Genomic DNA, 20996 nt, shown 5'->3' with positions numbered 1-20996 from the left:
ACCCGCCGCCGCGTGAAAGAAGACCAAGATGAGTGACGACGCTACTGCCTCCGATTTGCGGGCCTACACCGTCCGCCTCGAACTGGTAGACGAACCCGGGGAACTGTTGGGTGCGCTCGAACCCATCGCCGACAACGGCGGCAACCTGCTCTCGGTGTTCCACGAGCGCGGGTCGCTCACTCCGCGAGGCCGTATCCCGGTCGAGGTGGACCTCGAATGCCCGCCCGACCGGTTCGACGCTCTCGTCGCCGCCCTCCGGGACGCGGGCGTCAACGTGATTCAGGCGGGCGCGGAACGCTACGGCGAGGAGGTGTCGGTCCTGCTGGTCGGGAACGTCATCGAGACCGACTTCTCGGAGACGCTCTCTTCTATCGAGTCGAACGCCGACGCCTCGGTCGCCGACGTCTCCCTCTCCGCGCCCGGCGGCACCAGCGAAGTGGCCAGCGCCCGCCTCCGACTCGCGGCCGGGACCGGGAAGACCGGCGAGGTGGTCGCCGCGGTCCGCGAGGTGGCCGAACGGAAGGACCTCCGCGTGGTCGAACCCCTGACGGAACTGGAGGGGTCGGCGTGAACCTGGCCATCCTCGGCGCAGGTGCGGTCGGTCGGTCGGTCGCGGAACTCGCGGGCGAGTACGGCCACCGGGTCACGGCGCTCGCGGACTCGACCAGTGCCGCGGTGAACGACGAGGGCATCGACGTGGCGGCCGCACTCTCGGAGAAAGACGAGGCGGGCCGGGTCGGTTCGGCCGACCCCGCTGAGGCGCTCGACGCCGAGTACGACGCGTTAGTCGAGGCGACGCCGACGACGCTCGGCGACGCCCAACCCGGATTCGACCACGCGCGCGCGGCGCTCGAACGCGACAGCCACGTGGTGCTGGCGAACAAGGGGCCGGTCGCCGAGCGGTACGCCGACCTCCGCGAACTGGAGCGCGACAGTGAGGGGCGAGTTCGATTCGAGGCGACCGTCGGCGGCGCGATTCCGGTCCTCTCGACCATCGAGAGCTACGGCCCCGACACCATCTCGGCGGCGCGCGGCGTCCTCAACGGGACAGCGAACTTCGTCCTCACGCGGATGGCCGCCGAGGGACTGGGCTACGAACACGTCCTCGCGGAGGCCCAGGACCTCGGCGTCGCGGAGGCCGACCCCTCGTTCGACGTGAACGGGACCGACGCCGCCCTCAAGTGCGTGATTCTGGCGAACGTCCTCGGAGACCGGGAGTACTCCCTGAGTGACGCCGAGGTCGAGGGCATCGCGGACCTACCGGGCAACGCGCTCGAGATCGCCGCCGAGGACGGCCAGACGATTCGACTCATCGGCGAGGCGACGTCAGCGGGAGTTCGGGTCGGACCGCGACTCGTCCCCGAGCACGGGACCTTGGCGGTCTCGGGCACGCGCAACATCGTCCAACTGGAGACCGACCACGCGGGCCGACTCAACCTGAGTGGCCGGGGTGCGGGCGGCCCCGAGACGGCGACCGCCGTTCTCGCGGACGTGAACCGTCTCGACCACTGAGCGATGGTCCGTTCCGGCCACTGACAGAGAGGGAGTTCGTTCCGGCCACTCGCTTCCGATTGATTTTTCGTCGCTCGCGGGGAATCGTGCGATGGTCTAGCAATAACCGCTATACGGCGGTGGGGTGGACAGCATAGCGTATCGAAATGGTTTTAACCGCTTCTGCCAAAAGATTCCGACAGAGCGCGTCTGCGCGTGAGATACAAATGAGCGAAGACAAACCGCACCAGAACTTGGCCATCATCGGCCACGTTGACCACGGAAAGAGTACGCTGGTCGGGCGACTCCTCTACGAAACGGGGAGCGTACCCGAGCACGTCATCGAACAGCACAAAGAAGAAGCCGAAGAGAAGGGCAAGGGCGGCTTCGAGTTCGCCTACGTCATGGACAACCTCGCCGAAGAGCGAGAGCGTGGTGTCACCATCGACATCGCCCACCAGGAGTTCGACACCGACGAGTACTACTTCACTATCGTCGACTGTCCGGGCCACCGCGACTTCGTGAAGAACATGATCACGGGCGCGTCCCAGGCCGACAACGCGGTCCTCGTCGTCGCCGCCGACGACGGTGTCGCGCCGCAGACCCAGGAGCACGTCTTCCTGGCCCGTACCCTCGGTATCAACGAACTCATCGTCGGCGTCAACAAGATGGACGTCGTCGACTACAAGGAGTCCACCTACAAGGAGGTCGTCTCCGAAGTCAAGGACCTGCTCAACCAGGTTCAGTTCAACACCGACGACGCGGAGTTCATCCCGATTTCCGCCTTCGAGGGCGACAACATCGCCGAGCGTTCGGACAACACCGACTGGTACGACGGCGAGATTCTGCTCGAGGCTCTCAACAACCTCCAGGCTCCGGAACCGCCGACGGAGGCCGACCTGCGCCTCCCGATTCAGGACGTCTACACGATCTCCGGTATCGGTACCGTCCCCGTCGGACGTATCGAGACGGGTATGCTGAACACGGGCGACAACGTGTCGTTCCAGCCCAGCGACGTCGGCGGCGAGGTCAAGACCATCGAGATGCACCACGAGGAGGTGCCCAAGGCCGAACCCGGTGACAACGTCGGATTCAACGTCCGCGGCATCGGCAAGGACGACATCCGCCGTGGCGACGTCTGTGGCCCGGCCGACGACCCGCCGTCGGTCGCCGAGACGTTCACGGCCCAGATCGTCGTGATGCAGCACCCGAGCGTCATCACGGACGGCTACACGCCGGTCTTCCACGCCCACACGGCACAGGTCGCGTGTACCATCGAGTCCATCGACGCGAAGATCGACCCCTCGTCCGGCGAAGTCGCCGAGGAGAACCCGGACTTCATCCAGTCGGGTGACGCCGCGAAGGTGACCGTCCGACCGCAAAAGCCGCTCAGCATCGAGCCGGCCTCGGAGATTCCGGAACTCGGAAGCTTCGCAATCCGCGACATGGGCCAGACCATCGCGGCCGGTCAGGTCCTCAGCGTCAACGAGCCATAACGCATGCAGCAAGCACGCGTTCGACTGGCCGGAACCAGTCCCGAAGACCTCGACGACATCTGCGACGACGTTCGCGAGATCGCGAACAAGACGGGCGTCTCGCTGTCGGGTCCCATCCCGCTGCCGACCAAGACGCTGGAAGTGCCCACCCGCAAGTCCCCCGACGGTGAGGGGACCGCGACGTGGGAACACTGGGAGATGCGCGTCCACAAGCGTCTCATCGACATCGACGCCGACGAACGCGCGCTCCGCCAGCTGATGCGGATTCAGGTGCCGAACGACGTGAGCATCGAAATCGTCCTCGAGGACTGAGCTACCCTCCCGGGTGGCTGACAGTTCGAGGAGCATCGAACCGCCGCTCGACCGGCGGACGTTTTTCCATTTCTTCGCTTTCGGATAGCCGCGCACGCGCGACGCTCCCCGGTCTTTTTGACCGCTCCGGACGAACTGACGTGCGTGCGACGGCCGACGCAAGCGGTTCGACGGACCGGAGGGAGTGAGTCGTGAGCTACCAGTCGAACGAGCGCGATTCGGGCGGTATCCTCGCCGGGAGTCCGACGATTCAGACGCTCGCGGTGTTTCTCGTCGTCTTCGTCGTCCAGCAGGTCGTCAGTCTCGTCTCGCGGCAACTCGCGTTCGGACTGTTCGTCCTCGCACCGCCGGTGTCGGTTCGGCCGTGGACCCTGCTCGCCAGCGTCTACGCCCACGCTGGCGTCGCGCACCTCGTCTCGAACGCAGTCGTCCTCCTGGTGGTCGGCTTCGCCGTCGAGCGCGTGACGACTACGTGGCGGTTCCACGCCTTCTTCGCTGGCGTCGGGATGCTCGCTGGCGTCGCGCAGGTAGCTATCACCGGACTCGTCGGTCGGGGAACACCGGTCCTCGGCGCGAGCGGTGCCGTCTTCGGCCTGCTGGGCTACCTGCTGGCCGGTAACCCCGTGACCGACGCAGTGGTGGGATGGCTTCCGCTCGGCGGCCGTGCGCGCGTCGCGCTCCTGTTCGCGCTGGCCGCGGGCGCGACCCTGCTCACGGCGTCGCCGGGCGTGGCGCTGGTCGCTCACTTCACCGGCTTCGCGCTCGGCCTGCTCGCCGGGCGGGTTCGACTACTCCGGGTGTGACTCGGCGAAGGACTGGACGTCCGTTCTATAGCACGGTATTCGTAGTCAATGAGTAGATATTTATTTGTTTAGGAATTAGTTATGTGTCTCACCCGGCCTGTGAGCGCTCGGTGACACGACGCGCCCGCCCCGAAACATAAGGTTCTAATAAGTGGGTGCGCTACGAACTATTGCGTTCGAGGGCTCGTAGATCAGCGGTAGATCGCTTCCTTCGCAAGGAAGAGGCCCTGGGTTCAAATCCCAGCGAGTCCATGCGGCTGACGCCGCATCCGCAATTACCACACGGCGTCGGCATCCACGCTTTTGTTTAAGTCCTATACGGGTCCAATCAGGAACGAACCGGCAAGGCTTACCGTTTGCAATTGCACCCGTTTTGGTAGCGGCACCGGCACCGTCCGTTGGTGGCTACAATTACTGTCGGAATGTCGTGACTTAGATGTTCCGGCGATAGCGGTACAAGACCATGTGCGGATAACGTCAGGAAGCCCGGGGGTTCCCGGTTAGAACATCAATCACTTGGGGTAGTCTCTCTCAAACGTTACCTCACGCGAGAATTTTGGTGATTTCACAACGTGCGTTAGAGCCTATGGACTTGCCGCTTCAATCAGTTTAGCGACTACGGCTACTAACACAAGCACTATGATTCCTTGTACGACCACACCAATGTTTCCCGCCCATGCTGCTGGCTTTACGGTATCAACTACATCGAGGATAATCAGAAGTAGGGAAACTACTGTTCCGACCGCTGAAAGCGCGAGCAGTAAGATTATTCGACTCTCCATCAATTAAGTGGGGGTATATTTCAATACGGTATAAGTTTTCGGTTAGGTGTCATAGGTGGTGTCCACGGTGACCATCTCTTGGCAACGGGGGGACCCTATATAAACCGTTGTCTATTGTTTATAGTGAGAGGGCGGTGAGGAACTCCCGTCTGAAACTCATATCGTTGCAGAAACCCCAACTGGTGTAGTCGGTGAAAGTCCGGCTGAGCAGTATGTCTGCTTGAGGACAAGGACCGTATCCACGGGTGCGGTTCTCGCACCGCTGTCTTGGGTGGTGGCCAAAACCATACAGAGGTAGAGACGGGGAACACAACCCGTTGACACCGTTGACGTGCGGTGGAAGGCCTTAGGACGTAGCCCGAACACAAGTGCGGCCGAGAGACATGACCCCCAAAGAGTGGGGGGAGAGTGCAACTGTAAGTTGCCAAGAACGGTTCCTGTCTACGGTTACCAACGTCGGTTACTCGCTGCGGTCAAAATCGGGAAGCGCGACACCGACAGGAATTCCCAGTAACGGGAAACCAAGCGGTGATGTTCTTGACGGTGACCGTTACGGTTACTCATTGCGATGAACGTCAGTACTGAGCCAGGTACTGGGGGTGGTCGGCTTCCCGCTTGTAACCGCGTTGGTAAGCAGAGTAGTTACCTGAGGTCTGGGACGTCATAGTGGGTTTTGCGGCGGTCGTTCCTGATGGTACCCGCAATGAGTACCCAGGTTGGTTACCAACGTGAATCACCGCGAATGAGCCTGGAGGGCTTCAGTTTCGTTCACGTCAAGTGCCAAAAAGGACCAGATAGCATGGAGGGAATTACTCATAGTTATCGGGTGGTGGAATTGCTTCTTGTGGTGTTCATCTACGTTCCTTTGGGTATCCAAATACTCCTCTTGTTCCCATGGTGGTATATACACATCCTGTAGCCGCTTCAACTCATCAGAAGTTCGTACTATTGAGGAGTGGGCTGATGCTCAATGCGTGGTGCGTACTACTCAGTGAACTCCTCCGGTCAGTCCTCATCGTCTCGAACACGGCGTTGTTTCGCTCCGGTTTGCAAACCGATAAGACTGGCTCCGAGGAGCATACTGAGTATCCCAAGGAGGATGAACCCCAATGCCACCGTCGCGGTGGTTGTCGTCGTGGCAAGCATGAGTTTCCCGACAACGATAACACCGCCAATGAGAAACAGCCCCATCCCGGCGGTCGTTATCGGGACTGTCCAGTGCGTATATGGCATCTCAGATTCGACCACCATTTGCAGGAGGATGGCGAACGCAGGGAGTGAGAGCGCCACTAACTGCAGGATGCTGAAGGCGAGTTGCCTGTCAACCATATCCGCACTATCAGCGCCACGAAAATCGGTCTATCGGTCAATTCACGCTCTACATTGCTCAATCCGTGGTGCAAATCTATCGTTTTTCAATGCTGAGAAGTTGTAAGGCTTCCCGAATATGGAAGTGTTTCTCGGCGGAGTCAGTCGCGTCCAACGCCTCATGCAGGTGCTGACGTACCCGTTTTCCGTGATGCGAGTTATCTGACTCCATCTGCTTGGATGCCATTATAGCCACCCTTCTGGCAACTCATCGCGGTGGTCATCCACCAGTCTGAGAAGTGGTGCAATTTCGTCAAAGTTTGGCCCACGCCATATCGTCTGTGTCTCCGCGTCCCACTCAATATAGCCTTGCTCGGCCAAGTTCGGCAGATGAACGTTGTGTAACTCCGTTTTCACTCCATTGCGGTCGCCATCATCTGCCTCGTCTGACACGAGACTCTCAGGGGTGAACTCGTCTTCGGTGCGTGGGTTCTGGCCTGCGACCGACACCAAGATGCGATGGCGGTGGATGTTCCACAGCTCGTCGAACATGGCGTCGAGTGACGCCGAATCAGTGGGGTGTGTCATGGTGTGTATTTCGTGGGTCGGACTGCTCAGGCTGTGACTCACATTTGCCAACGTGGGGAATCTGATTGCTATCGGTATCAAACCCCGAGATTTTCATTCTCAGCTGCGTTTTGATTATCTGGGTCAATCGTCCCACATCATGATTCTGCACAAAGCCATTTCGATAAATGTACGCTCTATATTGAGCAATGACCGTGTTAGAGTTACGCTATCCGAAAAGAAAGATGCGGCCCGGTTACCTGCCTACAGGCCGTCAAGGTACTTCTGTCGAGTCTCCATCTGCTCGTCTTTTGACTGCTTATTGTAGTGCTTATCCAGTACCTCTCTGCTCACGTCCATCCGGTCGCTGATTACGTCCTTTGGCGTCTCCTCGTTAAGCGAGTAGGTGATGGCTCCTTTTCGAAGGGGATGTGGTGAGAGCGACGAAGGACACTTGCAAGCGAGGTTGTAGGAGTTGGCCTCGCAGGTATCCGGTTCTCGGTCGTGCGGGCACTCCTTCCCGATGTGACACGGGCGGGTAGCCGTATAGATGACTCGCTGAACAGTGGTGCGAGAGATGTGTGTGTTCCTCGTAGCGAACAGCGGGCGACGTCCGTGTTCGTCCAGCACGTCGGCGCGGTTCTCGTTGATGAAGTCCTCTATGACCGTCACCAGTTCGTCCTTGATGAACACGTTACGCTCGCCGTTCTCCTTGTTCTTGAGCGCGGTTCCCGTGTTCGGTCGGTGGCGGATGCACAGTTTGTTCTCCTCGGGATGGAAGTCCTTGAGGTCGAGCGCAAGAAGTGAACTGCTCCGCATCCCTGTGTGCCACAGCGTGAAGAACACAGCGTGCCGGAGCGAAGCGTACTCGAACTGCTCAAGGTAATCGAGGATGTCCTCGGCGTCGCTCGCTCGGATGAATGAGTCGTTCACTTCGTCGGCATCGGTCGTCTCGGGGATGACCACCTTCTCGCTGGTCCCCTCGACTACGGCGTCCACCTGCTCACAGAAGCGGATGAACTTCTTGACGGTCCAGAGGTTGTGCTTGAGGGTGATGGGCTTCACTTGCTTGCTCCGCCACGTGCGGAAGTCGGCTAACGCCCGTCCGGTCGTGTCGTTCATGTTGGTAACGTCGCGCTCGTCACACCACTGCTTGAACACCTTGAGGTCGGACTTAATGTTCTGCAAAGACTTCTTCGTCACTTCGTCCTCTCGGCTGGTCAGGTACATCTCAACGGCCTTCTCCGGTCGTAGTGGTTCGAGGTTCGTCATGGTTGGCTGTCGTAGGTGACCACCAACCAGACGGAACGGTTACCGCGCGTGGCTCCGGGCAATGGTATCGCCCGGCCTTCAGTTTGCGGTGCGGTGAGGCCCGTTGGGTTCAAATCCTAGCGAGTCCACTACTCTTCCTCGACTTTCGGAGCTCCTCGTTCCACGCGACAGATACGGCATACTGCGGCGTTCTACTCGCCAGTATCTAGAGGAAGGAACTCCGTCTTCTGGCGAATCACGGACTGGCTTTCTTCTACCCCGCTGCAGTCGGGCGCTCAGGGAGGAGGAAGCCGGCTCCTTGCTTACTACCTTTACTTCGCTATCCAAACAACCGAGGCGTTTCACCAGAGTACCCCCTTCGAGTATACGGGTCGTCAGCGTGACCGTGACGACCATCACGACCGACGCCAACGGGTCGTCGCCGACGTCCACGACCGGATGCCCGTGACGTTAGAGCAGGGCGACGAGGAGACATCCCTCTCGCTCGGCATCGGACGAGGAGGAGGTCCTCCACGGTTCGCTCGACCCGTATCCAGCGGACAGACTTGGAGTGTTCCCCGTCTCGAAGAAGGTGAACAGTCCTGCGAACGACTCGGCGGAGGTCGTCGAAGAGATGGACATCGGCGAGCAGGTCGGCTTCGACGGATTCGCGAACTGAGGCTTACGAATCCGAGTAGGCCGCCAGACTCGCGTCGGTCCGCTCGGCGAGATACTTCTCGATGTCCTTCTGTCGCCAGCCGAGCGGTGAGACCACGCTCTCCCCCGCCCGAAGCAACTGCTTCGAATAGAAGTCAGCGTCGTATCGAGAGGCTTCGCTCGCCAACTGGACACGTGCCCGAGACCGCTTCGAGTCGTCGACGACCACGTAGTCGATCTTCTGTCCAGGGGAGAGTTCCCGGCCGCTGTCACCGGCACGCTCCAGAGCTGCGACTGTTCGCGTCGAGTGGGCGTACTCCTCGGTGCTCTTCGAGGTCCGCTGTTCGATCACCAACTCCTCGAGAGCCACGTCACCCGTCTGTAATCGGTCCAAGGCCCGTCGTAAGCGGTCGCAGACGGCTTCCGGAGACCGATACTCGTCGAAGGTTTCGACGAGCGCCTTTTGAACGTCGGCGACGAACGGCGGGGTGCTCCGTTGGCGGCACTCGATTCCGCGATACTTGTACTCCTCGCCGGCCAGCGACCCGAAGTATTTCGTCAACGCGCCTGCGTCCGAGTTCCGTTGCGGGACGAACGCGACCCAATCGTACGTCGCTTCGCGCTCGAGGCGAATTCCAGCGTCGTCGCTAATCTGCCTCGCGAGCGTGTCCAGCGCGGTCTGTTCCGTCTCGGGGCGGGCGGTGACCCAGATACTGTCGACGATTCCGTGGACGACCTCCCAGCCGCCGTTCTCCAGGACCTCTTTGGCGTCGAGGAGGATTTCGCGAGCGAACGCGTTGATGGCTTCGTGGCACTCGATGCGGCCGAACTTCGCGTTCGAGAAGCCCTGATACCCGAAGCACGAGACGAGAATCCACTTGATCGCTTCCGACCGGCCTTCTAGATCCGCCAGTCGCTCGGGGTCGTCGGTCTCCCGAATCCCGGCCTTGATCTCGTCCCGGTCGTCGACGAGCGGTTGGAGTACGTCCGGCAGATACCCACGGTCGTCGCAGATGCAATAGCCGAGTCCAGGGACGTCTTCTCGGTCGGCGTGGCACTCACATCGTATCTTCTCCGGCGAGACGTTGTACTCGCAGATGATATTGGGGTACAGCGACGAGAAGTCGAGTTCGTGGACGTCTTCGTGGACCCCGACGTTCGGGGCGAACGTGAACCCGCCGCGGTCTGCATCGTGTAGCTGGCGCATCGTCTTGAACTGCTCCGGTCGCCACGCCTGCCACGGGACGAGAACGTTCCGCGACAAGGCTTCGCGGATTTGGATCGCCGTCAGGACGTTTCCGATCGACGCCCACGAGAGTTCCTGTAGAGGCTTTCTGGAGCGTCGCACGAGGTCGACACAGCCAGCCATGTTCGTGACCCGGTAGAAGAACGTGTTCGAGCGGTCGAGGAGTACACGTCCGGGGACGTTGTATCGGGCTGGCGAGTGACCGACTCGTCCGTAGCTCGCGTACGCCGAGGCGGTGGCGAGCTGCTGGAAGCCCGGCCGTCGCCCTAGTTGGAGGTCGTAGTTCAGTCTGTTCGCGAGGTCGTGCAACTCGGCGAGGAGTCGAGCGGAGTCGACGACGAGAACGTCCGGGTCTTCGCGAGCAACGATCTCCTCGATGCGCGGCAAGGCGATATCTGGCGACCGGCCGACCTGCTTACTACCGACCGTTAGCGGTGGTAGCTCTCGGTCGTCGAACTCGTGGGGACGGCCCTCGATGGAAAGCGTCGTGAGCTCTCTTGCTGGTGTCGGTGAACAGTTCTCTTCGACGCAGTATCGGAACTCCCGCGAGAAGTCGACGTTGAAACAGCGGTACTCGCCGGGAGCGCCCCACTCGCGGACCCACCGTGCGAGGCGAGTGACCTCCTCGATGTCCGTACAGTCGACGCGAAGCGTCTGTTCGGCGTCGTGACGGAAGCCCGGCCGCCACTCCTCGAAGCTCGTCCGGGCCACCGTCGGAAACTGCTCCAGCAGCCGCTGGACATCCGGAAGCGACTCGTCGTCTCCCTCACCGACACCCACGTAGAAGGTGGGCGTGTAGTCCAGCACTCGCTCGCTCGTCGCGCCGTTATCGATAAGCGACCACTCGACGACCTCCCCGTCGAAGAAATCGATCTTGTAGGGCATCGTCTCCTACTCGGCCGAGTCGTCCGTGTCGTCGCCGAGGTCCTCGGTCCGTTCTGCCTCCAGTTCCGCCTCGAGGTCTTCGATACGCTTCTCGTGGGCGAGCACCATCGAGAACAGCACGACGACCATCGGACTCTGGTGGTTGAGGTAACCACCTGCGTCGGCGTACCGGCGGGCGTCCTCCCAGAGGCGGTCGAAGCGGTCTTGGTCGGGCCTCCGGAGTGCTCGGCGGTAGTCCTGCCAGCTATCTTCGAGCGACCGGAGCACGTCGCGGAACGTCGGATTAGTACGCCCCATCGACGGTCACCTCCGGCGTCGGCGTTTTTGCGGTCTTCTGGACCGACACGCGAGCCTGGAGCACGCGCTTCCAGAACGTGAGCGTCGTCTGTACCGTGCCATTTTCCGTCGGGTAGACGAGCGTCTCGAACTCGTCACCGACGAACCGCGGTCCGAATTTGGTCCGCTCACATCGGATCGTCTCTCGGGCGGCCGCGTCGAGCGGGTCCGAGAACGAATCCCGCGTGGAACGCGTCACGAGGACGGGGACGTCGTGTCGGTTTGCGAGGTTCGCAACCGTCGCAAGCGCCCGGAGCAGAAGGTCTTCGCCTTCGTCGGCGTACGCTTCAGCGTCGCGGTAGAGGTGGTCGAACGCCGGACAGACGACCAGCGAGGTGTCCTCGCCGAACTGGTCGGGAAGCGCTCGGACGAGCTCGTAGTGCTGGTTGGCGGTGAATCCACGGGCGACGTGAATCCGGTCGAGGATCCGCATACTGGGCGTGAGCGCGGCGAGGGAACGCGTCACGGCGTGGCCGTCCGCGTCCACCCAGACGGCGCCCCCGTCGTTCAACAGCAGATGATCGAGGACGAGCGAGTGAAGCGGTCCGGTCTCCCGGTCGTCGCCCTCCACGTCGAGGAGTCGAACACCCGGCTCTAATTCGGGTAGCTCCGGTTCCGGTACCCCACCGTTCTGTCTCGTTGCTCGCATGTACACTGCTACGTGGAGTATCAGGATAAGCGTCGGCGCGCGCCTTCCGGAACTTCCAGAACGAAGCCTATCGTCTACCACCGGTCGATACAGTAGATCAGACTGCTACCTATCGGTGTTTCCAGATGGTTCCGAAACTAGTGCTTCGTCTCTGGTGGTACGGTCTGTTCACTTCCGGCTCTGACTCGAACCGTGGAATCGCTGAACCGCGCCATTTTCGACTATCCCAGTTACCGCCAACTATCCGCTACAGAGATCCTGTTATCGTTTCCCTCTGTTCTTTCCGACGATCTCGAAGGTCTCCGAAAGAGGGAACACCCATGGCATGTACCGGTCACCCGGCTCGTACTGCATCTCTCTCCACGAATCGTAGTAGGAGTCGGTGAAGATCGCATCCCACGTCACTTCGATCAGGTCCCCTTTCGGGTACGGTGGTTTAGTGTGTGAGAACTTGTAGGTATTCTCACCGTAGCCGTCTCTTTCCCAGTCCTCCTCGCTGTCCAGAACGAACGATTGGTCCCCGTAGGTGAACGTTTGGCGCGTCTTGTTCACCAGTTCTGTCATCGCTTCGAAAGTCTGTTCTTCACCGACTTTCCATCCGCCGTGAAGTGTGATGAACTGTCCGACTTCTCGGGTATCCCCTTCCGGCATGAACGGTGTGATCGTTGCCCGAGGCACGTTCTCGTTAGGGACGTCTCCCCCGACTGGACGAACCCCCTCGTCCGTTTGCTGGGCACCCGACCCTGCCGCAGGCAGTACTGACAGCGACGTAATCGATGCACCAACCGCCTTAACCATATCTCTCCTGTACATTTCAAAATACAAGTAAAACTCTAACTTCATAAATATGATGGTGTTTAATCGAACAACGCGTTCGGCATTCCGTATCTAAGAGAGAAGAGCGCGGGAGCAGGATAAGTATCGTAGTTACTCGATACGGTCGAACGTCTCCGAAACCGAGCGGTACGTCCGGTCTCGGCTCGTCCCCGCGGCCTCGATTACGTCGTACTGGTCCATCTTCGAGAGGTAGTTCCGGACCGTCCGGTCGGTCTTCGGGTCGTCCGTCCGCTCTTTGTACTCCTCGTAGAGGTCGTTCGGCGAGATCTCGTCGTGTTCCTCGATGATCTGGTAGAGCGTCCGCTGGTGCGGTGTGAGCGTGTCGACGTCCTTCTCGTGACGCTCGGCGCGGGCTCGCGGCATTGCCGATTCCAGAACCTCGTCCGTAATCTCCGACTCGTAGTTCTGGTGTGCCTGTCGTGCTGCTGTCCGGAGGATGCTGAGCGCGACCCGCGCATCGCCCCCGGCGGCGTCGGCGATGGTCGCGAGCTGGTCGTCGGAGACGACGCCCTCCTCGAGGCCCCACTTGACCCGAGCGTCCATGATCGAGACCAGTTGGTCGGCGCTGTAGCGGTCGAAGTGAACGCGCTCGCTCCCCCGAAGGCGGCTGGTGAGGCGTTCGTCGGCCCCCGCGAGCAGTTCGCGTTCGCGGTTGGCGATGAGGAGCATCGAGAACTGCGGCATCTCGTGGAGATGGTAGAGGACGCTCTCGTCCTCGAGCTGGTCGGCCTCGTCCAGGATCACGACGCACGGCGGACCGTCGTACTGGCGGAGGCGTTCGTAGAGTTCGTCACGTGGTGTCGACTGGCGGTGGATGTCGACGGTTTTTCCGAGGCCATCGAGGACGCGGTAGAGGGTACGGAACTCGGAGAAGTTCTGCCAGCAGTTGACGTACTGGTACTCGACGTCGAGGACCTCCTGGCGGAGCTGTTCGGCAGTGTACTTCGCCAGACACGTCTTGCCGACGCCGGAGGGACCGAGGAGGAGGGTGGTGTCGGCGGGGTCGCCGTCGATGAGTGGAGCGAGGATTTCGGTGAGGTGGGTGACTTCGGCGTCGCGATGCTCGACTTCTCGGGGGACGAAGCCGGTCCGGAGGACGCGAGCATCGGTTATCACAGATAGCTGTATCAGGTCGGTAGTACTTAACTTGGCGGGCTCGTTTCCGGAATTTCCAGAAACGGTCTCACTCACCTCCTGTGACGAGGGAGGTGAGCTTCTCCTCGCCTTGTTCGTACGCGACCGCCTGGGGTTCGACGCGAATAGTCGAATTATTGCAAATCGAGCACGTCTAAAACCCGGTCAATATAACCGTTCGTCTACCACCACCGTAACTCCCTACAACCATCGGAGTCGTTCACGGCCTCGACTCGTCGCGTCGATTTCGGGCACGGCATCGTAAACGGTTGCCGTCTGACGCCCGTCACACGCAGAAACACAGGGTTTACCATTCATGAACGTAAGGAAAAGCACAATGAGTCTCAGGTGTTCGCTACTCGGCCACAGCTACGGGGAGGCAGAAATCGAACGGGAACGCGAGGAGCAGGGGAGCGAAGTCGTGGTCACGGTTCGGGAGTTCGAGGAGTGCGAGCGGTGTGGCGACCGGAAGATAGTCACCGAGAACAAGGAGGTCACTGCGCTCGAATCGCCCGCACCGGACCTCGAAACTGCGGAGGAAGACCCGGCGGTGGACGCACCCTCGTCTGGCGCAGGAGGGGGTACGACTTCCGACGCGAGCGCGGGGGCCGACGCGAGCGCGGGGGTGGGTGCGCCCGCCGACGGAGACGACGCCGAAATCCTGACCGACTCGCCGAGTTCGGACGGGTCCTCGGATCCGAGCGCGTCGTCGAACTCGGGCGCGTCGCCGAACACGTCGTCGGCGTCGGCCGACGCAACCGAGAGCGACACCGCCGACGACTTCGAGGAACCCCCGTCCGCCGCGGACGACGACGGCGTGATTCTGGACGACGACGAGGATTCGAGTTCGAGCGACGACGGACGCACTCCCGGCGAGTGGCCCGAGGCCGAGACCACGCACCCGGCGGACGCCGACGAGAGCGGTCCCGCCGACTGGCCCGAGGTCGGCCGCGAGGACGAGGGCTACGACGCCGAACCGGGCGACGGTGCGAGTACCGACGTGGAGTTCGGCGGCGGACTCGCCCCGGAGTCCTCGCCCGACGTGACCGACGACGAAAGCGACGAGGTCGAGTTCGTCAACGCCGACGGCGACACCCTGCAGGCCCCCGACGACGGCGGGAACGACGCCGAACTCTCGTCGGGCATCTCGGCCGGCGCGGAGGCACCGACGCTCTCGGGTCCGGCCGACGACCCGGACGTGGACGCGGAGTTCGTCTGCCCCGAGTGCGAGTACCGCGTGAGCGTCTCCGGATCGTCGCTCCGCGCGGGCGACATCTGTCCCGAGTGCGCTCGGGGCTATCTCGCCCAGGAGTAGAGAGACGGATTAAGGCGATAGAAACGTCGGATTCAAGAAGGGGAACGACGCGAAAAGGGTTTACCACACCCTGTCCAAAGGGAGATTACCATGAAGGAGTACAAGATGCGACGCGGCGAACACCTGGAGGACCGAATCCCGGACATGAAGGCGAAAATCGAGGACTACTTCGGCGAAGTCACCGGGACGGAGGAACACAACGGTCACGAACTCTACGTGGTCGAGGACCCCGACAACCCCGTCTTCGACCGCATCCTCGCCGGTGCGGCCGAGTACAGCGGCAAGAAGGACAAACTCGCGGTCCACTTCGAGGAGCGCGACGCCGAGGACGTCATCGCCGAGGGTAACGCCGACGCCGCCGCCGACGCCGTGGACAAGAAAAACGACTTCCTGCTCGAAGCCACGGGCCGTGACGCCAAGGCCCGCCGAGATTCGATGAAGCGGCAGGTCGAGGACGACGCCGAAAAGCCCGACGGCGTCTCGTAACTTCGCGGCCCACCTGCAGTTCTTTCTTCTTCGACGCCGAAACGAGCGTAGCGACGGTGGCGTCCGAGGCGACTGCTATCGGAGCGACTCGTCTCCCCAGCGGTACTCCGACTCGTCAGAACTGATTGCCTGCTCAGAAGCGGTCGCTGTTCGGCGACCCCTCGCCGCGACCCCCTCGTCCGCCCTCGTTTCGGTCGATTCCCATGACGCTCTCGGGTTGGTCGATGTCCCAGTCTCCGGTTCCGTCGTCGGCGACTCGGACGGTCACGTCCTCGACTTCCTCGAAGTCCTTGGCGAGGTCGAGTTTGATGTTCTGGGCCGTTCGGGGGCTGATGGCACACCCCGAGCAGGCACCCCCGAGTTCGACGACGACCTCGCCGCTGTTCGGGTCGGCCTTCTGGACGGCGCTCTCACCGCCGTGCATGCTGATGATGGGCATCTGCCCGGTAAGCCACCGCTCGACGCGGGCCTGCAGGGAGTCGTCGTCATCGGTCATTAGGAGTAGGTAGGGTCTTCCGGGGTGGTAGGACTTTGGGTTTATTTCCGGAGCGTTCGCCACGCGCCTGCGCCGAGGAGTGCGGCGAACGCGGCCGGAGCGCCGAAGCCAGGCGTGCTTCCGGTGGCCGCGTCGGAGTCGGACTCGCTGGTCGTGGTCTCGCCGGCCAAGGCCGCCTGCTCGCTCGTCGTCCCGGTCTGCCCGCCCTCGGTCGCGTTCCCGGTGGCTTCGGCCGTCAGCGACGGCGGGTCCTTCTGCTGCCCCTCGTGGTTCGGGAAGGTGTAGAGCGCGCCCATCCCGTTCGACTGGCGACCCATGCTGCTGGCGACGAAGAAGTCCCCCTGTGCGCGCTTGGCGGTCCAGAAGGAGGTTTCGTCCGGATTGCGCCACCACGCCAACTCCCGTGGGTTCGCGGGGTCGGAGATGTCGTGAATCTTCACGCCGCCCTGATACCACGAGGAGTAGAGTCGCCCGTCTACGATGTCGAAGTTGTGCGAGGTGGTCCACGTCCCGCCGATGGTGGGGTCGGGCGAGGGCGGAGCCTCGACGGTCGAGAGTCGCGTCGGGTTCTCCGCGTTCGAGATGTCCCAGAGTTCGACCGCGCCGGGACTGCCCTGCCCGCTGGCTTCCCACGCCTCCTGGTTGACGCCGAGCAGGGTGCCGTCGTCGTTGGCCATCGCGTAGTGGGCGTTCCCCGGCAGGCGGATGCTCTCGGTGCGTGCCTGCTCGTCCTGGACGGAGCGAAGCGTTTCGAGCGACTGGCCCCCGATTCGGGAGACCAACGACGGATCGGACGGGTCGCTCACGTCCACGATGTAGGTTCCGGCGTCCCAGTACGCGAGGTACGCCCGACCGTCCTGCACCCACACGTCGTGGACGGTCCAGAGTCCCGAGGCCACCTCGGACCACGCCTCGTTACGGTCCGCGAGCGACCAGCGCCCGACCTCCTCGGGGTCGCCGTCGCTCACGTCCACCATCACGAGCGAGTTGGTTTGACTGCCGTTGGCGGTGAGGTAGACGATTCCGTCCCGGATGAAGCAGTTGTGAATCGGGAACTCGGTCTCGTAGAACGCGACCTGCTGTGGATTCGCGGGGTTGCTCACGTCGTATAGCAGGAACCCCTGTAGCACGTCTCCCCGGAGCGGGTTCGCGGGGCCGGCGACCACCAGTCGGTCGCCTTCGACTTTCACGTCCTGAATCAACCGGAGCGGCCCGGTTTCGCGGTCGGCCAGCAGGTCGCGCTCCTCGAAGACGACCTGCGGGTCGCTCGGAATCTGTACGTCCACCGTGGCGAAACCACCGGTCGCGGCGACGTAAGCGAACTTCCCGCTCGGGTCCGGAACGGTCTCCTTGGCGTTGGTGACCGACACGTTCCCCAGCGGTCGGTACGGTCCGGGATGGGCCGCCGCGGTCCCGGTCGAGGAGACGACTCCGACCGACGAAAGTGTGACTGACCCCGTGACCCCCCGAAGAAACTCGCGGCGATGCATGGCTGTATCCAAGGGACGGAGGAGGATAAAAGGTGGGCGGAAAGCGAGTTAGACTATCGAACTCGTTCGGTCGCCGGTACCGCCGGTCAGGGCGCTGGCGATGGCTCCCTTCAACACCACGTCGTCGCCGAGCGTGGTCAACTGCACGTCGGGGACGTTGTTGAACACGAGGTCGTCGAGACGCTCCCGAATCGGGTCCACGACGAGGTGTTCGTTCTTGAGCGCCACTGCACCGCCGACGTAGACGACCAGCGGAGCGTACGCCTGCGCGATGTTGGTCACGCCGAGCGCGTTCCAGTGGGCGAGTTGGTCCACGACGTGGTCGGCGAACTCGTCTTCGCCCGCCGCCTCGAACACGTCCACCGCGGAGAAGTCGGGGTCGTCGAGGGGGAGTTGGGTGTCGAGGCTCCCGGCGTCCTCGGCGAGCAACTTGGCGTACTCGGGGATGTTCTCGCCCGAACAGTACGCCTCCCAGTGACCCTCTCGGCCGCACCCGCAGGTGCGTCGGCCTCGCGGGTCCACGACCATGTGGCCGACCTCGCCCGCGTTGCCGTCCCACCCCGAGAGGACCTGTCCGTCGACGCTGACGCCCGCGCCGATACCCGACGAGATGGTCAGATACACCATGTCGTCGGGGTTGCGGTCGCTGTAGAATCGTTCGCCGATGACGCCAGCCACGGTGTCGTTGTGGAGGTAGACGCTGTCGCTGTCGATTAGTTGCCCGACGGGACCCGTCAGCGGGATGCGGTCGATAGTGTCCGGAAGGTTCGCCGGATTGTCGACCGCGCCCTCCGCGAGGTCCAGGGGTCCGATGGAGCCGATACCCGCCGCCCGAATCTGAGTCGGGTCGAGGTCGGCGGCATCGCAGGCCTCGCGGAGGCACTCCAGCACGGCCTCCGTGACCGCGATGCCGGTCGGACCGTTGGGTGTGTTCGCACGGTGGACGCTCACCACGTCCCCCTCGTCGTCGGCGACTGCTGCCCTGACGTTCGTCGCGCCGAGGTCAACGCCCGCGTAGTACGCCATTCACCCGGGTAGGACGGTCCGGTCGCACTTAACTACAAGCATTTACTCGGCAACGAGTATGCCACAGGGTACCGTATTTCGGCCGAACTGTCCGGCCGAACTGTCCGACGGAACGGCCCGGCGCGACAGCGTTATTGTATGTCGGGTGGTAACGATGGGCATGAGCTCAGACGACGACGCGCTCGACGCCGACCCTTCGGAGGTAGACCCTTCGGATGCGGACCCTTCAGATACGGACCTCTCGGACGCGGACGTCGAGGCGCTCCACGAAGTCGAACTGGGGGTGGAGTGGTTCCACCGGGCCCACGGCCACCTCGTCCAGTTCCACCACGCGACGGGCCACGCGATGGACCACCTCGCCGAGGCCGAAGACCACCTGCGCGAGGCCGGGTACGACGAACTCGCCGACTGCCTGCGCGACGACCTGCTCCCCCACGGCGTCGTCGGCGATACGTGGTCGTACGGCGTGCTGGAGGCGTTCCAGGACGGCCCGCTCGCCGAGGCCGAGCGGTTCGGCACCGACGCCCGCGAGTCGGTCGCCGACGGCCGCCGTCACGTCGCCGAACGCCGACAGGAGCGCGAGTGGAAGGGCCGGTCCCGGAAGTGACCCTCCGCGAGAAAGCGGCCGTCGACCCTTCGGCGCTCGGCCGACCAACCGCCAGTAGCGCGCCCGCGACGCAGACTACCGGCAGACGCTCGGTGTCGCAAACCAACGTTCGGGTGGACCGAAAGGGCCGCCCGGTCGCGGGCTTTCTACACCAACGTCTCCGATCTCTCCGACTCGGGCAGTCTATAGCGACCGAAAAGGGACGTTCTATACCGAAAGAACGAATCCGCGAAGTCAGTCGCCGCGGACGAACGTGACGGGACAGGGTGCGTTGAGCATTACTTCCTGGGCCGTACTCCCGAAGACGGCTTTTCCCGCGGGCGACCGCTTGCGACCGCCGACGACGACCCGGTCCGCGCCGACCTCGTTCGCCAACTCCACGATGGTCTCGCCGTGTTCGCCGACTCTCCCGCGCACGCTGTACTCGACGCCCGCCTCGTCGAAGTCGCCGGTGAGATGCCGGACCGTAGCGTGACGGGACGCCACCTCGTCGGGGTCGATTTCGCCCGCCGGGTCGTAGTCGAGTTGACTCACCACGCCGTCGAACTCCTCGTCGGTGAAGACGTGGGCCAGCACGACGTTCGCGCCTGTCGGTCCCGCTACGTCGATGACCGCCCGGGCCAACTCCTCGGTGCGGTCGGCGTCGCCCGGGCCGACTGCGAGCAGTATGGTTTCTAGTGCCATACCGGATGTTTTACCGTCTCGATATTAATGGTATGTGGCCGCGACGATTTTCGCGGGACTGCTCCGACCCGTACGTCGCCCGATCTCCGTTCTACTGCGTAGCGAACGGGCCGATTCTCGGGTCGGACACTCGTTCGCCTCTCGGGAAACCGACCGGTCTTCGAGTATCTGTACAATCGAACAAGAAATAGAAACAATTGCAAAGTGAATTTATCCACGTCTCTAACGAGCGTATTTCTGTCTCTCATGCGTGCGGACCGGGAACGACCGTGAACGCGAACTCCGAAACTATTCCCCGACGCGTCGAAGCGAACGGATTGGAAACGTCCGGAACTCGACTCGTCGGAGCCGAAGCCTCAACGTAGAAATACGCCGCCCCCGAATCGGCGACCATGATACGACCCGACCTGAGCGGGCGAACCGCGCTCGTGACCGGAAGCGCGAAGGGCGTCGGCCGGGAGTTACTGCTCGCACTCGCCGAGGAGGGCGCGTCGGTGGCGGTCCACTACCGTACCAGCGGGGACGCCGCCGCGGAAGTCGCCGAGGCGGCCCGCGAGCGCGGCGCACCCGCGGCGACGACCGTGCAGGGCGACGTGGCCGACCCCGACGACGTGGACGAGATGTTCGACGCCGCCGAGGCCGACCTCGGAACCGTGGACGTGCTGGTGAACAACGTCGGCCCGTTCGCGCCCGACCACTGGGAGGACATCTCCTTCGAGCAGTGGAACACCGTCCTCCAGGCCAACGTCAACGGGACCTACCTCTGCTGTAAGCGCGCGCTGGCGGGGATGCGCGAGCAGTCGTGGGGCCGAATCGTGAACGTCGGCTACGCGAGTTCCGAGAAGGGACTGATCAACCCCAAGAACGCGCCGTACTTCATCGCCAAGCAGGGCGTGCTGATGTTCACGCGGATGCTAGCCGCGGACACGCAGGACGACGGTATCACCGCGAACGCGGTCTCGCCCTACGTGGTCGAGAACTCCGACGAGTTCCCCGAGGACCTTCCTCGCGGCCGTCCGGCCGACTTCGAGGACGTGGCGCAGGCGGTACTCTTCTTCTTGGACGAGGAAAGCGAGTACATCAGTGGAGAGAACGTCGAGGTGGATGGGGGTTGGTTGCCCGAAACGGTCTGATTCTT

At 62.6% G+C, this 20996-nt stretch carries 21 protein-coding genes and 1 tRNA gene; 10 read left to right on the top strand and 12 right to left on the bottom strand.

Translation table 11 applies throughout. The features are described from left to right. Positions 1-28: 28 nt before the first annotated feature. The 6 genes from E2484_RS03940 (at position 29) to E2484_RS03915 (ending at position 4354) form a co-directional block, all read left to right on the top strand. Positions 29-571 (top strand): amino acid-binding protein, encoded by a 543-nt coding sequence (locus tag E2484_RS03940; protein ID WP_137283911.1) that lies wholly within the window; start codon positions 29-31, stop codon positions 569-571. Beyond that, on the top strand, positions 568-1512 hold the full coding sequence (locus tag E2484_RS03935) for a homoserine dehydrogenase (RefSeq protein ID WP_137283910.1): 945 nt from the start codon (positions 568-570) through the stop codon (positions 1510-1512). Before E2484_RS03940 ends, E2484_RS03935 begins: the two co-directional genes overlap by 4 nt. 206 nt (positions 1513-1718) lie before the next feature. Then, complete coding sequence (tuf, locus tag E2484_RS03930; protein ID WP_137283909.1) at positions 1719-2987, top strand: translation elongation factor EF-1 subunit alpha; 1269 nt, start codon at positions 1719-1721, stop codon at positions 2985-2987. A 3-nt stretch (positions 2988-2990) separates the two neighbouring features. Continuing rightward, positions 2991-3299 (top strand): 30S ribosomal protein S10, encoded by a 309-nt coding sequence (rpsJ, locus tag E2484_RS03925; RefSeq protein ID WP_115864703.1) that lies wholly within the window; start codon positions 2991-2993, stop codon positions 3297-3299. A gap of 191 nt (positions 3300-3490) precedes the next feature. Continuing rightward, positions 3491-4102 carry a rhomboid family intramembrane serine protease gene (locus tag E2484_RS03920; RefSeq protein WP_137283908.1) on the top strand — a complete coding sequence of 204 codons (612 nt, stop codon included), beginning with the start codon at positions 3491-3493 and terminating at the stop codon, positions 4100-4102. Positions 4103-4282: 180 nt separating this feature from the next. Continuing rightward, positions 4283-4354: transfer RNA gene (locus E2484_RS03915), tRNA-Ala, on the top strand. 1535 nt (positions 4355-5889) lie between these two features. Here E2484_RS03915 and E2484_RS03910 read toward each other — a convergent pair. The 8 genes from E2484_RS03910 to E2484_RS03875 all read right to left on the bottom strand — a co-directional run bounded on the left by E2484_RS03910 (position 5890) and on the right by E2484_RS03875 (position 13736). Further along, on the bottom strand, positions 5890-6213 hold the full coding sequence (locus E2484_RS03910; RefSeq protein ID WP_137283907.1) for a hypothetical protein: 324 nt from the start codon (positions 6211-6213) through the stop codon (positions 5890-5892). Positions 6214-6438: 225 nt separating this feature from the next. Beyond that, positions 6439-6780, bottom strand: a complete 342-nt coding sequence (locus E2484_RS03905) for a DUF7344 domain-containing protein (protein WP_137283906.1) — start codon at positions 6778-6780, stop codon at positions 6439-6441. A 243-nt stretch (positions 6781-7023) separates the two neighbouring features. Beyond that, positions 7024-8031 (bottom strand): tyrosine-type recombinase/integrase, encoded by a 1008-nt coding sequence (locus E2484_RS03900; RefSeq protein WP_137283905.1) that lies wholly within the window; start codon positions 8029-8031, stop codon positions 7024-7026. Between the two features lie 661 nt (positions 8032-8692). Beyond that, the gene (locus E2484_RS03895) at positions 8693-10798 is read right to left on the bottom strand and encodes a type B DNA-directed DNA polymerase (protein WP_137283904.1); all 2106 of its coding nucleotides are present in this window, start codon (positions 10796-10798) and stop codon (positions 8693-8695) included. 6 nt (positions 10799-10804) lie between these two features. Beyond that, complete coding sequence (locus E2484_RS03890; RefSeq protein WP_137283903.1) at positions 10805-11095, bottom strand: hypothetical protein; 291 nt, start codon at positions 11093-11095, stop codon at positions 10805-10807. Further along, positions 11082-11783 (bottom strand): P-loop NTPase family protein, encoded by a 702-nt coding sequence (locus E2484_RS03885; RefSeq protein ID WP_137283902.1) that lies wholly within the window; start codon positions 11781-11783, stop codon positions 11082-11084. Before E2484_RS03885 ends, E2484_RS03890 begins: the two co-directional genes overlap by 14 nt. A 261-nt stretch (positions 11784-12044) precedes the next feature. After that, a complete protein-coding gene (locus tag E2484_RS03880; protein WP_137283901.1) occupies positions 12045-12626 on the bottom strand; it encodes a hypothetical protein in 582 nt (193 codons plus the stop codon). Between the two features lie 84 nt (positions 12627-12710). After that, positions 12711-13736 carry a Cdc6/Cdc18 family protein gene (locus tag E2484_RS03875; protein ID WP_137283900.1) on the bottom strand — a complete coding sequence of 342 codons (1026 nt, stop codon included), beginning with the start codon at positions 13734-13736 and terminating at the stop codon, positions 12711-12713. A gap of 355 nt (positions 13737-14091) precedes the next feature. On the opposite strand from E2484_RS03875, the gene E2484_RS03870 reads away from it, so the two are divergent. Both E2484_RS03870 and E2484_RS03865 read left to right on the top strand, forming a co-directional pair. Next, entirely contained in the window at positions 14092-15069 is a 978-nt protein-coding gene (locus tag E2484_RS03870) for a DUF7093 family protein (RefSeq protein WP_137283899.1), read from the top strand. 90 nt (positions 15070-15159) lie between these two features. Beyond that, on the top strand, positions 15160-15555 hold the full coding sequence (locus E2484_RS03865; protein WP_137283898.1) for a DUF5611 family protein: 396 nt from the start codon (positions 15160-15162) through the stop codon (positions 15553-15555). A 133-nt stretch (positions 15556-15688) separates the two neighbouring features. Here E2484_RS03865 and E2484_RS03860 read toward each other — a convergent pair whose 3' ends face one another. From E2484_RS03860 to E2484_RS03850, 3 genes are read right to left on the bottom strand one after another with little or no spacing between them, the layout of a single operon-like run. Further along, complete coding sequence (locus E2484_RS03860) at positions 15689-16051, bottom strand: NifU family protein (protein WP_137283897.1); 363 nt, start codon at positions 16049-16051, stop codon at positions 15689-15691. A gap of 41 nt (positions 16052-16092) precedes the next feature. Then, a complete protein-coding gene (locus tag E2484_RS03855; RefSeq protein ID WP_137283896.1) occupies positions 16093-17541 on the bottom strand; it encodes an LVIVD repeat-containing protein in 1449 nt (482 codons plus the stop codon). A 48-nt stretch (positions 17542-17589) separates the two neighbouring features. Next, positions 17590-18567 carry an ROK family protein gene (locus E2484_RS03850; RefSeq protein WP_137283895.1) on the bottom strand — a complete coding sequence of 326 codons (978 nt, stop codon included), beginning with the start codon at positions 18565-18567 and terminating at the stop codon, positions 17590-17592. Positions 18568-18727: 160 nt separating this feature from the next. Here E2484_RS03850 and E2484_RS03845 point away from each other — a divergent pair, with 160 nt between their 5' ends. Continuing rightward, a complete protein-coding gene (locus tag E2484_RS03845) occupies positions 18728-19174 on the top strand; it encodes a hypothetical protein (RefSeq protein ID WP_137283894.1) in 447 nt (148 codons plus the stop codon). A 234-nt stretch (positions 19175-19408) separates the two neighbouring features. Here E2484_RS03845 and E2484_RS03840 read toward each other — a convergent pair whose 3' ends face one another. Further along, positions 19409-19858, bottom strand: a complete 450-nt coding sequence (locus tag E2484_RS03840; RefSeq protein WP_137283893.1) for a universal stress protein — start codon at positions 19856-19858, stop codon at positions 19409-19411. A 392-nt stretch (positions 19859-20250) separates the two neighbouring features. Between E2484_RS03840 and E2484_RS03835 the strand changes: the two genes are divergently transcribed. After that, positions 20251-20991 (top strand): SDR family NAD(P)-dependent oxidoreductase, encoded by a 741-nt coding sequence (locus E2484_RS03835; RefSeq protein ID WP_137283892.1) that lies wholly within the window; start codon positions 20251-20253, stop codon positions 20989-20991. The last annotated feature ends 5 nt before the right edge of the window (positions 20992-20996 follow it).

Source organism: Halorussus salinisoli (assembly GCA_005239435.1).
Taxonomy (GTDB): Archaea; Halobacteriota; Halobacteria; order Halobacteriales; family Haladaptataceae; genus Halorussus; species Halorussus salinisoli.
The sequence above is the reverse complement of the archived record's forward strand: the minus strand, read 5'-3'. Positions and strand labels throughout refer to the sequence as shown.

Excerpts from the sequence above, each read along its gene's own strand:
- E2484_RS03940 (WP_137283911.1), top strand. The coding sequence starts at position 29 with ATGAGTGACGACGCTACTGCCTCCGATTTGCGGGCCTACACCGTCCGC.
- tuf (WP_137283909.1), top strand. The coding sequence starts at position 1,719 with ATGAGCGAAGACAAACCGCACCAGAACTTGGCCATCATCGGCCACGTT.
- rpsJ (WP_115864703.1), top strand. The coding sequence starts at position 2,991 with ATGCAGCAAGCACGCGTTCGACTGGCCGGAACCAGTCCCGAAGACCTC.
- E2484_RS03910 (WP_137283907.1), bottom strand. The coding sequence starts at position 6,213 with ATGGTTGACAGGCAACTCGCCTTCAGCATCCTGCAGTTAGTGGCGCTC.
- E2484_RS03905 (WP_137283906.1), bottom strand. The coding sequence starts at position 6,780 with ATGACACACCCCACTGATTCGGCGTCACTCGACGCCATGTTCGACGAG.
- E2484_RS03900 (WP_137283905.1), bottom strand. The coding sequence starts at position 8,031 with ATGACGAACCTCGAACCACTACGACCGGAGAAGGCCGTTGAGATGTAC.
- E2484_RS03895 (WP_137283904.1), bottom strand. The coding sequence starts at position 10,798 with ATGCCCTACAAGATCGATTTCTTCGACGGGGAGGTCGTCGAGTGGTCG.
- E2484_RS03890 (WP_137283903.1), bottom strand. The coding sequence starts at position 11,095 with ATGGGGCGTACTAATCCGACGTTCCGCGACGTGCTCCGGTCGCTCGAA.
- E2484_RS03885 (WP_137283902.1), bottom strand. The coding sequence starts at position 11,783 with ATGCGAGCAACGAGACAGAACGGTGGGGTACCGGAACCGGAGCTACCC.
- E2484_RS03880 (WP_137283901.1), bottom strand. The coding sequence starts at position 12,626 with ATGAAGTTAGAGTTTTACTTGTATTTTGAAATGTACAGGAGAGATATG.
- E2484_RS03870 (WP_137283899.1), top strand. The coding sequence starts at position 14,092 with ATGAGTCTCAGGTGTTCGCTACTCGGCCACAGCTACGGGGAGGCAGAA.
- E2484_RS03865 (WP_137283898.1), top strand. The coding sequence starts at position 15,160 with ATGAAGGAGTACAAGATGCGACGCGGCGAACACCTGGAGGACCGAATC.
- E2484_RS03860 (WP_137283897.1), bottom strand. The coding sequence starts at position 16,051 with ATGACCGATGACGACGACTCCCTGCAGGCCCGCGTCGAGCGGTGGCTT.
- E2484_RS03855 (WP_137283896.1), bottom strand. The coding sequence starts at position 17,541 with ATGCATCGCCGCGAGTTTCTTCGGGGGGTCACGGGGTCAGTCACACTT.
- E2484_RS03850 (WP_137283895.1), bottom strand. The coding sequence starts at position 18,567 with ATGGCGTACTACGCGGGCGTTGACCTCGGCGCGACGAACGTCAGGGCA.
- E2484_RS03845 (WP_137283894.1), top strand. The coding sequence starts at position 18,728 with ATGAGCTCAGACGACGACGCGCTCGACGCCGACCCTTCGGAGGTAGAC.
- E2484_RS03840 (WP_137283893.1), bottom strand. The coding sequence starts at position 19,858 with ATGGCACTAGAAACCATACTGCTCGCAGTCGGCCCGGGCGACGCCGAC.
- E2484_RS03835 (WP_137283892.1), top strand. The coding sequence starts at position 20,251 with ATGATACGACCCGACCTGAGCGGGCGAACCGCGCTCGTGACCGGAAGC.